The organism is Candidatus Poriferisodalis sp., from assembly GCF_965204195.1.
Classification (GTDB): Bacteria; Actinomycetota; Acidimicrobiia; order Acidimicrobiales; family Poriferisodalaceae; genus Poriferisodalis.
Genome location: NZ_OZ241975.1, coordinates 2,953,536 through 2,967,695 on the forward strand (window position 1 = coordinate 2,953,536; position 14,160 = coordinate 2,967,695).

The window sequence follows — 14,160 nt, forward strand, 5'->3', positions numbered from 1 at the left end:
CGGCACTACTGCATTGCGCGCCGCTCACGACGGCGCGCTGCCCTTCAAGGCCGCGTCGGCGTCGCCCTCGGGACCGAGGATGATGTCGTCGTTGGAACCTCCGGCCGGCACCATCGGGTACACCTTCTCCTCGGTGTCGACGCGGAAGTCGATCACCACCGGACGGTCGTTGACAGCGTTCGCCTTGGTGATGGCAGGGACGACTTCCTCCGCTGATTCCACCCGGATGCCGACGCAGCCCATCGCCTCGGCCCAGCCGACGTAATCGGGGTGGTCGGCGCTGAGATACACCTCGCTGTAGCGCTCGGCGTAGAAGAGCTCCTGCCACTGGCGCACCATGCCCAAGTAGGCGTTGTTGAGGATGCCCACCTTCACGGGGATGTTCTCGGCGCTGGCGGAGATCAGCTCCTGCGCGGTCATCTGGAAGCAGCCGTCGCCGTCGATGGCCCACACCGTTCGATCCGGCCGGCCCACCTTGGCCCCGATGGCCGCAGGCACGGCGAACCCCATGGTCCCCAGACCGCCTGAGTTCACCCAGGTGTAGGGGTGGTCGAACTGCCAGAACTGGCTGGCCCACATCTGGTGCTGGCCCACGCCCGCCACGACGATCGTGTCGTCAGGAGTGTGATCACGCAGCTGCTCCACCACGTACTGCGGCTTGAGCGGGTGGCCGCTCGACGGCTGGTCATAGCTCAGGGGGTACTGCTCCTGCCAGCCGGAGACAGTCGATTTCCACACAGATCGATCCGCCATCGCATCGGTGACGGCGCTGCCGTCGCTGGGGCGCAGCGCTTCGATCATCGCCTCGATCGCCACCTTGGCATCTCCGGCGATCGGCACATCGGGCACCCGCACCTTGCCGTGCTCGGCCGGGTCGATATCGACGTGAATGACCTTGGCACCCGGGGCGAAGTGCGCGGGGTTGCCTGTGACCCGGTCATCGAAGCGCGCTCCGAGGTTGATCAGCAGGTCGGCCTGCTGCATCGCTGTCACTGCGGTGTAGTTGCCATGCATGCCGGGCATGCCGAGGCACAGCCGGTGACGGTCGGGGAACACGCCGCGCGCCATCAAAGTCGTCACCACGTGGATGTCGCACATCTCGGCGAGCTCCCGCAGCGCTTCGGCCGCTCGGGCCTTCAGCAGTCCCCCGCCGGCGTAGATGACGGGACGCTCAGCCGTGCGGATGAGCTGGGCAGCTTCGGCAATGGCGGCCGGGTCGATCTCGCGGCGGGGCCGGTAGCCGGGCAGGTCGACGCTGTCTGGCCAGTACCAGTCCATCGTCGCGTTGCTGACGTCCTTGGGCAGGTCGATCAGCACTGGGCCCGGACGCCCCGTCGTGGCGATGTGAAAGGCCTCAGCCACGATGCGCGGGATGTCGGCCGGGTCGGTCACGAGGTAGTTGTGCTTGGTGACCGCCATGGTGATGCCGGTGGTGTCGCACTCCTGAAAAGCATCCGAGCCGATCGCCGACATCGCGACTTGGCCGGTCACGACGACCATCGGGATCGAGTCCATGAAGGCGTCGCACAGCGGCGTCACGATGTTCGTGGCAGCGGGCCCGCTCGTGACCATTGCCACGCCTGGCTTGCCCGTGACGTGCGCGTAGCCCTGCGCCATGTGGCCTGCGCCTTGTTCATGGCGCACGAGGACGTGGCGGATCGGTGAGTCGAGCACGGGGTCGTAGACCGGGAGGATTGCCCCGCCGGGCAGGCCGAACATGACTTCGACGCCGCTCATCTCCAGGCTTCGCATCAGTGCCTGAGCGCCTGTGAGCTCCATGAAGATTCTCCTGAAACAAAAAAGCCCCCCGAGCGGGAGGCAGGGCGAGCGCGGACGAAACGGCTCGCCTAGATGAGTACCCCTCCTGTCGCGCCGCGCCTCGCAGGCTCGGCCGGGCAGCCGGTTCGGCGTGCTGACGCGCTCACCGGCACATTCTGTCGGGCCGTTCGGGCAGCCACAACCTGACGGGTGCCTGCGCGGCACCAGAACCTGCGCCTGCTGTGACAGCGGTAGCTAGGCGTACATTGGCCGGGTGCGGGGTGGACGGCTGTTCAGCATCGCTACCTGCACCGTGGCCGTTGCCGCGGGGGCGATGGCGATGGGATGTTCAGACATCGGCATCGGCGACGGCACCGGCCCCGCCGTCAGCAGCCCAGGCGGCGAGGGCAGCGCCGCGACAAGCGAGCCTGCGACCACCTTGCCACTGACGCAGACGCCCGAGTACATCGCATCAAACACACCCTGTCCGCAGGGTCTGACCGAGTTGGGTGCGACACCGCTGGGTGAGGTGGCGCCCGGGCGTTCCCTGACCCTGGTGCCGTATATCGATCTGGCTGAGGCGACGGTGATGGTCTTCGACAGTGCCGGTGCAGCAGGCGGCGGATTCGTGGGCGATCGCCGGGGACGCGTCTGGCGATTTGCTCCCAACTTCGCAGCGCAGGCCGGCCGCGACTTCGGTGCGATCATCAGCGGGGAACCCGTTGCCGATTTCTCCTCAAACACGGCGGCCGAGCACGACCAAGGCCTGGTGGGCATGACGCTGGGCCCCGACGGGCGGCTGTGGATCAACCGCACCGACCGGCACGGGTCCAGCGTGCTCACCGTGCTCACGCCGAGAGCCGATCGAAGCACGCTGGAGAGCCGCTACGCCGATGTGCTGGAGGTGAAGCAGACCAACGCTCAGCACAACGGCGGCGCCCTGGTATTCGGACCTGACGGGCTGCTGTATGTGTCGTTCGGCGACGGCGGCGGCCTCGGCGACCCGCATCACCACGGTCAGAACCTCACGACGCCCCTCGGCGCGATCCTGCGTTTCGCCGTCGACGACAGCGGCAGCACCGACGCAGGCGACTGGCGGCTGGTGCCGGCACCGGGCAATCCGGATCTCGGTACCGCCAGCGACCCGCGGATCTGGGCATACGGCGCCCGCAACCCGTTCCAGATCTCCCTCGACGCGGTCACCGGCACGTTGTGGGTCGCAGATGTCGGCCAGCAGTGCATGGAGGAGGTGACCGTCCTCGGGCTCGACGAGGCCGGGGCCAACCTGGGCTGGAACTCCTATGAAGGCAGCCGTCGCTTCGTCGGCACCGAACTCGACAACCACCGCGAACCCGACTTCGAATACCGGCACGGGCGCGGCCTCTGCGCGGTCATCGGCGGGCACGTCTACCGCGGCAGCGAGCTGGACTGGCTGACCGGTCGATACGTGTTCGCCGATCTCTGCGGGGGCGACATTTACGCAGTCGCCGTGCAGCCGGGCACCGAGCCGGACGAGGTGTGGAGTCTCGGCGTCAGCACACCCCGACCCGTCGGCTTCGGCGTGGACGCTGCTGGCGAGCTGTATGTGATCGACATCGAGACCGGCGTGTGGCGCCTCGCCGGATGACGCACGCTGCATCGACCGTGTCGGGGATGTAGCCGTGTTTCGACGCACGGTCTACGACCGTGAGATCCTGCTGCTCGCAGTGCCGGCGTTCGGCGCGCTGATCGCCGAGCCGTTGTATGTGCTCACCGACAGGGCGATCGTCGGGAGACTCGGCACGCCCGAACTCGCCGGTCTTGCGATCGCCTCCGCCATCCTGCTCAGTGCTCACGCAATTCTGATCTTCCTCGCCTACGGCACAACCGGCCTCGTCGGCCGGCTGGTGGGCGCCGGATCGCTGCGTCGAGCAGCCGAACAGGGCATCGCCGGCATGTGGCTGTCGATCGGGTTGGGCGTGGTGTTCAGCCTGGGCATGTGGGCCGGCTCGGGCTCTCTCGTCGGCGTGTTCGACCCGACCCCCGAAGTCGCTGATCACGCGCTCACGTACCTGAGGATCAGCCTCATCGGCTTTACCGCGTTGCTGGCGGGCATGGCGGCCACGGGCTACCTGCGGGGCACCCAGGACACTGTCACCCCCCTCGTGATCGCCGTCGCTTCAGCCGCAGGGAACTTGCTGATCGAACTGGTGCTGGTGTTCGAGCTCGACATGGGCATCGCCGGCGCGGCATGGTCAACGGTCATCGCCCAGTGGGGTGCCGCCGTGGCCTTCGCTGTCGCTGTCCATCGCCACGTTCGAGCGGTCGGCGCGCGGCTGCGGCTGGTTGCTGCCGCAGCGTGGCGTTACGCCCGTGTCGGCGCCCAGATGTTCGTGCGCACGGCATCGCTGCGGGGAGCGTTCGTGCTGGCTGCCGTGTTCGCGGCCCGCATCGGCACCACCGAGGTGGCATCGCACGAGATCGGCGTGCAGATCTGGTCGTTCTTCTCGCTCGCCCTCGACGCAGTGGCGATTGCGGGTCAGGCCATGGTCGCCAAGGAACTCGGCGCCAGCCGGCCAGAGGTGGCTCGCGCGGCCAGCGTCCGCATGATCGGCATGAGCATCCAGCTCAGCGCAGTGTTCGGGCTGGCACTCGTGCTGCTGCGCGGGCCGCTGGCATCGATCTTCAGCAACGACCCTGCTGTCGTCGCGCTCAGTGGCTTCATCCTGCTGTTCGTGGCCGTCGCGCAGCCTGTCAATGCCGCCGCGTTCGCCTTCGACGGCATCTTCATCGGCGCCGGCGACCTGGGCTTTCTGGCGTGGGCGATGGCCGGTGCAGCGGCGGGCTTCGCGATCGTCGGCGGCGCGATGCGCATCCTGGACTTGGGCATCGGCTGGTTGTGGGCCGCGCTCACCCTGTTCATGTGCTTCCGCGCCGCGCCGCAGTGGATCCGCTTCCGAGGCGACGCCTGGCTGCGCACCGGCGAGGACTGAGCGCCGCGGCTGTTCGGCGGCGCTCAGGCGTCGCGTCGCTGCGCGAGCAGCCGGGTGACGGCTTGGCCGTCGGCTTGGCCGCGGGTGGCCTTCATCACCGCTCCCACGAACACACCGGCCACCTTGGCCTCACCGGCGCAGAATTTCTCCCACGCTTCGGGGTTGTCCGCGATGACCTGATCGACCAGTGCTTCGAGCTCGTCGGCGGCCATGGCTTCGAAGCCCAGTTCCGCGGCGATCGCAGCAGGATCGGCGGTGCCGGCGGCGGCTCGCTCGCACATGATCCCCAGCACCGTCTTGGCCTGCGTCGCAGTGAGTTGTCCTGACGTCTCCATCTGGACCAGCGAGGACAGATGGTCGGAGCCAAGCAGTTCGGCTCCGTCGAGCGCCAGGTTCTGCACGGCATGGGTCACGGTGCGCTTGGCATCAGCTCCCGCCTCGACCGCCCCCAGCACCACCGGTGCCAGGCCGCGGCCCACGATGACCTGGGCATCGTCGGGCTCGGCGCCGCATTCGTGCAGGCGTGCCCGCTGGGATGCGGGCAGTTCGGGCATGGCAGCGCGGACCTCGGCGATCCACTCGTCGTCGGGCACCAGCGGCACGAGGTCGGGCTCGGGGAAGTACCTGTAGTCGTCGGCCTCTTCCTTGGAGCGCAGCGAGTGCGTGCGCCCGTCTTCGGACCAGTGACGGGTTTCCTGGACGGGGGCTTCGCCAGCGGCGTACAGCTCGATGTGGCGCTGGGCCTCGTAGTCGATGGCGTTCCGCAGCGACCGCAGCGAGTTCAGGTTCTTGACCTCGCAACGGGTGCGCAGCTCGCCCGAGCCCGCGGGCCGCACGCTGATGTTCGCGTCGACGCGCATGGAGCCCTCTTCCAGACGAGCGTCGGATGCGCCGAGCGTCAGCAGGATCGTCCGCAGCTCCTCGACGTAGGCGCTGGCCTCGGCTGCCGAGGCGATGTCGGGCCGCGAGACGATCTCCAGCAGCGGCGTGCCCGCTCGGTTGTAGTCGACGAGCGCGCCGACGGCACCGTGAATACGACCGTCCGTGCCTCCCAGGTGCGTCGTCTTGCCGGCGTCCTCTTCCAGGTGCGCCCGCTCGATCCCGACACGGCTGCCACCCGGCACGTCGAGCCAGCCGTCGGAGCAGATCGGCTGGTCGTACTGGCTGACTTGGTAGTCCTTCGGCATGTCGGGGTAGAAGTAGTTCTTGCGGTGAAACACCGACGGCCGGATCTCGCAGTTGAGCGCGAGGCCCACCGCCATGGCCAGTTCGACGGCGCGGCGGTTCAGCACGGGCAGCGAGCCGGGCAGACCCAGGCAGACCGGCGTGACGTTGGTGTTCGGTTCATCGCCGAAGCGGCTGGGCGCAGCGGAGAACAGCTTCGTGTCGGTCGCCAGCTCGACATGGACTTCGAGCCCGACCACGGTCTCCCAGCCCGCGGACATCAGCTTCCTGCCCCTGTCGAGCCGCTCACGCCGACCATCGGCGGCTTCGGCAGCGGCGGCGCAGCGCGCTCCAGCGCGGCGGCCACCGTCAGCATCGCTTCCTCCTTCAGTGCAGGGGCCATGACCTGCACGCCCACCGGCAGATCCTCCGCACCGGTTCCGAACGGCACCGACATGGCCGGGTCGCCCGAGAGATTCGACGGGATGGTGCAGGTGTCGCACCGATACATGGTCATCGGGTCAGCGCGCTCGCCGAAGCGGAATGCCACGCAGGGCGAGGTGGGCGACAGCAGCACGTCGAAATCGGCGTAGGCAGCGTCGAAGTTTCGCCGGGTCAGCATGCGGACCCGCTGGGCCTTGCCGTAGTAGGCGTCGTAGTAGCCGGCACTGAGGGCGAACGTGCCCAGCATGATGCGCGCCTTGACCTCGTCGCCGAAGCCGGTCCGGCGAGTCAGGCGGTTCATCTCCTCGACGTCAGCGCCCTCAACCCGCAGCCCGTAGCGAGTGCCGTCGTAACGCGCCAAGTTGCTCGAGGCCTCGGCCGGTGCGATGAGGTAATACGCAGTGAGGCCGTAGGTGACCGCTGGCACTGAGACCCTGCCGACGGTCGCCCCGGCGTCGGCCAGCGCATCAGCCGCCTCGAGCACCCGCTCGGTCACATCCGCATCGATCCCGTCGAGCACCTCGCCTGCTGCATCTCCCAGCGCTGGGCCGCCGTTCGCACCACCACTGCGACTCCCGGTCAGCTCGCTGACGACACCCACTCGCAGTCCCTCGACGCCCCGCGCCAGCGCAGCCGCGAAGTCGGGCACGGCTGCGGGAATCGACGTGCTGTCGGCGGGATCGTGGCCACTGATCACCCCGAGCGCGAGCGCAGCATCGGCGACGTCGGTTGCGAACGGGCCGATCTGATCGAACGAGCTGGCGAAGGCCACGAGCCCGTAGCGGCTGACCCGGCCGTAGGTGGGTTTGATGCCCACGATGCCGCACAGCGATGCGGGCTGGCGGATCGAGCCGCCGGTATCGGAGCCCAGCGCCAAGGGCGCGAAGCCAGCGGCCACCGCTGCAGCCGAGCCACCGCTGGAGCCGCCCGGCACCCGGGCGAGGTCGTAGGGATTGCGCGTGGGGCCGAAGGCCGAGTGCTCGGTGGAGCTGCCCATCGCGAACTCATCGAGGTTGGTCTTGCCGATCATGACGGCACCGGCGGCCGTCATGGCCTGCACGACCGTGGCGTCGTAGGGGGGCTGCCAGCCTTCGAGCATCCGCGATGAGCAGGTGGTGGCGACGCCGCGCGTGCACAGGTTGTCTTTGAAGGCGACGGGGACGCCCGCGAGCGGTCCGGGGTCGCGGCCCTCGTCGACTGCTGCATCGATGGCCGCTGCAGCGGCTCGAGCCTGCTCGGCCGTCACCGTGTTGAAGGCGTGAACGTCGCCGTCGTGGGTCGCGATGCGGCCGAGGAAGTCTTCGAGCACATCCGTTGCTCGGCGGGTGCCGGCGCGCACTTCGGAGGCGATGACGTGAGCCAAGGTCATCGTGCAGCCACCGAGCAGGACACGGCTAGCTCAGGCTTCCTCGCCGAGCACCGGCGGCACTTCGAACTGGCCGTCGGACGCGGCGGGCGCCTGGGACAGCACCTCGTCGCGATCCACCGGCGAACTCGCAGCATCGTCACGGAACACGTTGCGCAGCGGGTAGGGGTGTGCGAGCGGAGGTACATCGTCGAGATCGAGATCTTCCAGCTCGCGGGCATGCTCAAGCACACGTCCCAAGTGGCCCGTGTAGTGCTCGATCTCGTCGGAGGTGAGCTCGATCCGGGCAAGCCGCGCCACATGCGCAACATCGTCCGTGCTGATCGCTGCGGTCGGCTCTCCCATTGCAGCGGCAGGGTACCGGCGCGGCCTCAGCGGGGAATTCGTCGCCGGGCGGCTTCTGCCAGCATCTCGCCGGGACGAGTCGGGCTGAACAGCACCCGCGACACCGACAGCACGTGTGCAGTGCCGGTGGTGCGCGGCACCACCTCGACCTGGCCGTTCAAAGCGGCCAGCAACACCGGACCGAGGGCATTGCCGCTGATGTCCACCAGGTCGTCGGCTGCGAGATCGATGTCGGCGGGCGCAGCGCCGAGCGACGCAATGTCGGCCCGTCGCAGCAGGAACGGCTCGCGCGTGGCCATGCGGTCATGCAACACGAGTCCGTTGGGAACGAACACCACCCAGCGGCGCGCCAGTTGATGCAGGGAGCGGAAGCCCAGCACGGCCGCGGTGAGCCCGGTGACCGTGGCAACGACGGCCCAGATCCACTGCTCGATTGCCCACAGCACCGCCGGCGCCGCAATGCCCGCGACCACGGCCGCCCACACCAGCGGGATCGGAGCGACCGCCAGCAGGAACGGCGTACGCAGCAGCATGCGCCGCTCGTTGCCGTAGCTGAGGCCGTCGACCATGGAGTTGCCGGTCTCGGGCAGCAGCGCAACGGCGGTCGCGATGGCGGCGCCCGCGATGGCTGCCGCGGCACGCGGGGCAGCGAGGTCGGCATCCCACGCCGCTGCGGCCACGACCGCGCCGATGGCCACGCCGACCGAGGCAGGCGCGGCAATGCGCACGACGGTGAGCGCCCATGGCCGGCGCACCAGGGTTGCCGTCAGCACGAACGCCCATGCAGCCCAGAGTTCGGCGCTCAGGATGCGCGCCGAGGTTTCCGAGCAGGCGACGAGCGCATCCGCCGCTGCGGCACCCACGCTCCACGGCATCACCAGCCACAACAGCCGCATCAACCACAGGGTCGGGTGCGCGCGCAGCGTTGCTCCCACAGGCGAAGTCTTGCCGCTGGACACCGCAATTCTCCGTCTTGCTGCTGCCGAAGCAGTCACAGCCCCTCGGTACTCTCAGCAGTGCGATGCCCTCCGAAAGCGATAACTCGACGGGCGAGCGCCAGGAAGCGGCGCTGAGTTCCGCTGCCGAGAGTGATCTCAAGCGCATGCGGCAACTGGCGAGTCTTATCAATCGCTACGACGTGGAGTACCACCGGGACGATGCGCCGTCGGTGCCCGACGGAGAGTACGACGCCCGCAAGCGCGAGCTCGTCGAACTCGAGACGCGCTACCCCGACTTCGCAGATCCGAATTCGCCCAGCCAGCGCGTCGGCGCCGAGCTGTCGGCGCTGTTCAGCGAGGTCGTCCATGCCAGGCCGATGATGTCGCTCGACAACGCGATGGACTTCGATGAGCTGCGGGCGTGGCACGGCCGTGTCATGCGCGGCCTCGCTGCAGCGCAGCCGACGCTGTTCGCCGACGCAGACGCCGATGAAGCCAGCGACGACGGCAGCGGCAGCGGCAGCGGCAGCGGCAGCGGCAGCGGCAGCGAGGTGAGCCTGCCTGAACCGGAGCTGATCTGCGAGCTCAAGTTCGACGGGCTGGCCGTATCGCTTCGCTATGAGCAGGGACGCCTCGTCCAGGCGGCGACGCGGGGCAACGGGCGTGTCGGCGAGGACGTCACCGCCAACGTCGTGACCATTGCGGACATCCCCCGGGAACTGAGCACGACGTCGCCGGCGCCCGAGGCGATCGAGGTGCGCGGCGAGATCTTCCTGCCGCTGGACAGGTTCCGGGAATTGAACGAGTCGCAGGCCGAAGCTCGCCAAGCCCTCGCCGCGGCTGCGGAGGACGCCAAGCAACAGATCGCCGAAGCTCCCGACGACATGCCTGCGAGCGAGCGGCGGAAGCTCGAAACGCTGGCCAAGCTCACGCCGGTCGATGTGCAGCGTCGCCATCCCGACTACGCCAATGCGCGGAACACGGCTGCGGGCAGCCTGCGCCAGAAGGATCCCTCGATCGTCGCGACGCGTGGCCTGTCGTTCTGGAGTTACGACGTCGGCGGGTTGGCCGACGGTCCCAAGCTCAGCGACGCCGGCGAGGTCTTCGCGTACCTAGGCAAGCTCGGTATGCCGGTAAACCCCGAAATCCGGACCTTCGGCACGCTCGCCGAAGTCGAGGACTTCTGCAGGCAGTGGGAGCGCGACCGCCACAAGCCCGCCTACGAGATCGACGGGGTCGTGGTGAAGGTGGCCGACCTCGAACTCCGGTCACAGCTGGGTTACACCAGCCGTGCGCCGAGGTGGGCGGTGGCCTACAAGTTCCCCCCAGAAGAACGCACGACCAAGCTGCGCAGCATCATGGTCTCCATCGGGCGCACCGGTCGCGCCACGCCGTTCGCCTACATGGAGCCCGTCTTCGTCGGCGGATCGACGGTGTCGCTGGCCACACTGCACAACCAGGATCAGGTCGCCGCCAAGGACGTGCGCCCGGGCGACACCGTGATCGTGCGCAAAGCCGGCGATGTGATTCCCGAGGTGGTCGGCCCCGTGCTCGCCGAGCGCCCTGTTGGCTCCGAACCGTGGAAGTTCCCCGAGAGATGTCCGTCATGCGGCAGCCCGTTGAAGCGCAGCGAGGGCGACGCCAACACGTACTGCCGCAACCGCGCCTGCCGAGATCGGGTGATCCAAGGCATCGGGCACTTCGTGGGCCGCGGTGCGCTCGACATCGAAGGTCTCGGCGAACAGACCGTCGTGACGCTCTACGAGCGAGGCCTCGTCACCGATCCGGCCGACCTCTTCGGCTTGAGCGCCGATGACCTCATCGGACTCGAGGGATTCGCCGAGAAGTCGGCCAACAGTCTTGTAGCCGAGATCAACGCCGCTCGAGACTCGCCACTGGCCCGGTTGCTCATCGGCCTCGGCATCGAACACCTCGGTCCAACGGCATCGGAACTGTTGGCGCGACGATTCGGCTCACTGGATGACGTGATGACGGCCGGCGATGAGCAGCTCGCGGCCATCGACGGCATCGGACCCATCATTGCCGCGAGCGTCCGCAGCTATTTCGACGACGTCGACAACGCCGCTCTGGTCCAGCGCCTGCGGGATGCGCAGGTGCGCTTCGACCGAGTCGACGGCGAACTCGACGCGCCGCAGGTGCTCGCTGGCAAGTCCGTCGTGGTGACGGGCAATCTCGACGGTTGGCACCTCAGCCGCGATGAGGCCAAAGCCGCCATCAAGGCACGAGGCGGCAAGAGCCCGGGCAGCGTCAACAAGAGCACCTTCGCACTCATCGCCGGAGCAGGTGCCGGGCAGGCCAAGCTCGACAAGGCCGCCGAATTCGGCGTCCCAGTCCTCGACGACTACGGCCTGCGCACCCTGCTCGCTGCGGGAACGGTCGATGGCTCGGAGCCTTAGAACGTGGTGAAGCACCATTCGTAGGTGAAGTCGGCCGCTTCGATGTCGATGGTGGGGGTTGCGACGAGGCGAGCGCACGACCGCCCGCTGCGCAGCTTCTCGATGACCTTGCCGTCGCCCGGCGAATAGAAGTACTCGCCCAGCTGGACGGTGCCTGCGTCGAGCTGACTGGCAGGAATGGTGGTGCCGTTGATGACGAGCGTCAGTTTCCAACCGGCTTCGAGCCGAGCGCCGATGGGACTCTGGTGCGGCACGTTCGCGCCGGGCACCGGGGTGACAGCCTGCAAGCCGCTCGGGTAGGCCGGTGCGGGCTCGCCTCCGCGGGTCAGCCACACTGCCAGAACGACGGCTGCAGCAGCAACGAGCGCACCGAGCGTGATGGTCGTGGAGACGCCTTTGCGCAGTGCCCAGGGCACGCGCGGCTGGCCGTCAGCGGACTCGTCGCGGCTCATGTGAGATGTCCGGCAGCGGTCGCGCCGCCGAGCACCTCGTCACCCTCATAGAAGACGACAGCCTGGCCGGCCGCGACGCGGCGCTGGGGCTCCACCCAACGCAATTGGCCCCCGGCATCGAGATGCGCCGACAACGCCGGACCGTGGGCGCTCGTCTGGGCTAGGACGTCGCCTTCGACGGTGTCGCCGGCCCAGCGATGATCGACCAGCCGTACGCCCGGTGCCGACAGCTCGGAGGCCTCGCCGACAGTGACACGACGAGCGGCGACGTCGACGTCGATGGCGTAGCGCCGCTGCGGTGCACCGCCGAGGTCTAGGCCCTTGCGTTGACCCACCGTCACCAGCTCTACCGCCGGTGCCGCGCCCACGTACCGGCCGGCAGTGTCGACCAGCTCCGCCGGATGCAGGTCGATGCGCTCAGCCAGGAAGCGCTCCCTGCCCGCGTCGGCGGTGATGAAGCAGACATCCTGGCTCTCGGCCTTGTCCGCCGTGCGCAGGCCGAGATCGGCAGCGAGCTCGCGCAGTTCGTCCTTGCGGTAGTCGCCGACCGGAAACCACAGGTCCGCCAAGTCGGCCTCGGAGAGCATGTACAGCACGTACGACTGGTCCTTTGCACTGTCGGTACCGCGCTGCAGCCGTCGCCTGCCACAGTGCGAGCTGATGCGAACGTGATGACCCGTGACCAGACGATCGAAGCCCAAGCGGCGGGCCCGGTCCAAGAGCACGTCGAACTTGACGTGCCGGTTGCAGGCGATGCACGGGTTGGGCGTGAGACCCCGCCGGTGTGCGGCTACGTACGGCTCGACGATGTCGCGCTCAAACTCGGCCGCATAGTTGAAGACGAAATGGTCGATGCCGAGCTGCTGGCACACCCTGCGGGCATCGTCCACATCCGAGACTGCGCAGCAGCCTTGGTCTTGGGGACCGCCCCACAGCTTCAGGGTGGCGCCCACTACTTCGTGCCCCGCGCGCAAGCACAGGGCCGCAGCGACCGAGCTGTCGACGCCGCCCGACATCGCAACGAGCACCCTGCGCCCTGCAGCGGCGCCGTGCCGCTCAGAGCTCCCCGCAGCGGCACCGTGCCGCTCGAGAGTCATCGCAGCTGTTCCACGCACCGGGGGATGGCGTCGATGGCTCGCTCAATCTCCCATGGCTCGGTGCACCAGCCCAGCGACAGGCGGAGCGAGCCGGCTGCAGCATGGCGCTCAACCCCCATGGCTGCGAGCACATGGCTCGGCTCCATGGCACCCGACGCGCACGAGGCCGCCGCGGAGGCCATCACATCGAAGCGGTCGAGCAGCACCAGCAGCGCCTCGGTCTCGATGCCGTCAATGAGCATCTGGCAGATGCCCGCGGCTCGCCGAGACCGCGCGACCGTCTCGGTGCACCCGTCAATCGCCGCCAGCAGGCCATCGGCCAGCCGGTCCGCCAAGTCCCTGATCCGGCAGATGTCCTCGCTGCGAGTCTCGTGCAGCTCGCCGAGCGCGGCGCCGAGCGCGGCGATCCCCGCGGTGTTGTGCGTGCCGCTGCGCCGATCGGCCTCCTGCCCGCCGCCGAGCTGCTGCGCCGACAGCGTCACGTCAGGCCGGATCGCAAGCACGCCCACGCCCTTCGGCCCACCGAACTTGTGGCCGCTCAACGACAGCAGATCTACCGGATGCGCTGCCTCGGCAATATCGACCCAGTTGACGCCTTGCACAGCATCGGTGTGCAGCAGCGCCTCGGGGGCATGGCGTCTTACCACGTTGGCCACGGCCTCAAGATCGGCAATGATGCCCGACTCGTTGTTGACCAGCATCACCGATACCAACCCCACAGGCGGGCCCGCGTCGGGCGCCAACTGTGCGGCCAGGTGGTCGAGGTCGACGTCGCCGCCGGCATCGACCTGCACGTACCGGCCGCCGACCGCTTCGACGGGGTGCAGCACCGCGTGGTGTTCGGTCGCTGGGCACAGCGCCGTCATGCCTGTTGCGGAGGTGACGCCGTGCACGGCGAGATTGTCTGCTTCAGTCCCGCCGCTGGTGAACACGACGCCGTGCGGGTCGAAGCCGAGCGACCCAGCGACGATCTCACGCGCGTCATCGATGGCTGCCCGCGACCTGCGCGCCATGCGGTGCGCGCCCGAGGGATTGGCGAACTGGTTCTCGAAGAACGGCGTCATGGCCTCGATGGCGCACGGCCGCATCGGCGTCGACGCAGCGCAGTCGAGATACGCGGGACGCTGGGATTGATCACGCTGGGCCTGCCGATGCTTGGCCGGCTGGTTCTGCACCGCGCTCATGCCGCGAGGCTACGGGTGTGGTC

Annotated in this window: 11 protein-coding genes; 3 read left to right on the forward strand and 8 right to left on the reverse strand. The window is 68.5% G+C overall.

Annotated elements, in window-relative coordinates; all coding sequences use genetic code 11:
- Positions 1 to 24 precede the first annotated feature (24 nt).
- Entirely contained in the window at positions 25 to 1,779 is a 1,755-nt protein-coding gene (locus ACOGI8_RS13255; RefSeq protein WP_419854263.1) for an acetolactate synthase large subunit, read from the reverse strand.
- Between the two features lie 253 nt (positions 1,780 to 2,032).
- On the opposite strand from ACOGI8_RS13255, the gene ACOGI8_RS13260 reads away from it, so the two are divergent.
- Positions 2,033 to 3,385, forward strand: coding sequence for a PQQ-dependent sugar dehydrogenase (locus ACOGI8_RS13260; RefSeq protein ID WP_419854264.1), 1,353 nt, complete (start codon positions 2,033 to 2,035; stop codon positions 3,383 to 3,385).
- 34 nt (positions 3,386 to 3,419) lie between these two features.
- A complete protein-coding gene (locus tag ACOGI8_RS13265) occupies positions 3,420 to 4,730 on the forward strand; it encodes an MATE family efflux transporter (RefSeq protein ID WP_419854265.1) in 1,311 nt (436 codons plus the stop codon).
- Between the two features lie 23 nt (positions 4,731 to 4,753).
- Here ACOGI8_RS13265 and gatB read toward each other — a convergent pair whose 3' ends face one another.
- From gatB to ACOGI8_RS13285, 4 genes are read right to left on the reverse strand one after another with little or no spacing between them, the layout of a single operon-like run.
- Complete coding sequence (gatB, locus tag ACOGI8_RS13270) at positions 4,754 to 6,175, reverse strand: Asp-tRNA(Asn)/Glu-tRNA(Gln) amidotransferase subunit GatB (RefSeq protein WP_419854266.1); 1,422 nt, start codon at positions 6,173 to 6,175, stop codon at positions 4,754 to 4,756.
- On the reverse strand, positions 6,175 to 7,707 hold the full coding sequence (locus ACOGI8_RS13275) for an amidase family protein (protein WP_419854267.1): 1,533 nt from the start codon (positions 7,705 to 7,707) through the stop codon (positions 6,175 to 6,177). Before ACOGI8_RS13275 ends, gatB begins: the two co-directional genes overlap by 1 nt.
- Positions 7,708 to 7,737: 30 nt before the next feature.
- Complete coding sequence (gatC, locus tag ACOGI8_RS13280) at positions 7,738 to 8,049, reverse strand: Asp-tRNA(Asn)/Glu-tRNA(Gln) amidotransferase subunit GatC (RefSeq protein WP_419854268.1); 312 nt, start codon at positions 8,047 to 8,049, stop codon at positions 7,738 to 7,740.
- 26 nt (positions 8,050 to 8,075) lie between these two features.
- On the reverse strand, positions 8,076 to 8,945 hold the full coding sequence (locus ACOGI8_RS13285; RefSeq protein WP_419854269.1) for a hypothetical protein: 870 nt from the start codon (positions 8,943 to 8,945) through the stop codon (positions 8,076 to 8,078).
- Between the two features lie 125 nt (positions 8,946 to 9,070).
- Here ACOGI8_RS13285 and ligA point away from each other — a divergent pair, with 125 nt between their 5' ends.
- The gene (gene ligA, locus ACOGI8_RS13290) at positions 9,071 to 11,404 is read left to right on the forward strand and encodes an NAD-dependent DNA ligase LigA (RefSeq protein WP_419854270.1); all 2,334 of its coding nucleotides are present in this window, start codon (positions 9,071 to 9,073) and stop codon (positions 11,402 to 11,404) included.
- Here the strand turns inward: ligA and ACOGI8_RS13295 are convergent.
- Genes ACOGI8_RS13295 through ACOGI8_RS13305 form a run of 3 tightly spaced genes read right to left on the reverse strand, consistent with a single transcriptional unit; the run spans position 11,401 to position 14,137 of the window.
- Positions 11,401 to 11,856, reverse strand: a complete 456-nt coding sequence (locus ACOGI8_RS13295) for a hypothetical protein (RefSeq protein ID WP_419854271.1) — start codon at positions 11,854 to 11,856, stop codon at positions 11,401 to 11,403. The genes ligA and ACOGI8_RS13295 overlap by 4 nt on opposite strands.
- On the reverse strand, positions 11,853 to 12,953 hold the full coding sequence (gene mnmA, locus ACOGI8_RS13300) for a tRNA 2-thiouridine(34) synthase MnmA (protein ID WP_419854272.1): 1,101 nt from the start codon (positions 12,951 to 12,953) through the stop codon (positions 11,853 to 11,855). The genes ACOGI8_RS13295 and mnmA overlap by 4 nt, the downstream gene beginning before the upstream one ends.
- Positions 12,950 to 14,137, reverse strand: a complete 1,188-nt coding sequence (locus ACOGI8_RS13305) for a cysteine desulfurase family protein (protein ID WP_419854273.1) — start codon at positions 14,135 to 14,137, stop codon at positions 12,950 to 12,952. Before ACOGI8_RS13305 ends, mnmA begins: the two co-directional genes overlap by 4 nt.
- Positions 14,138 to 14,160 lie beyond the last annotated feature (23 nt).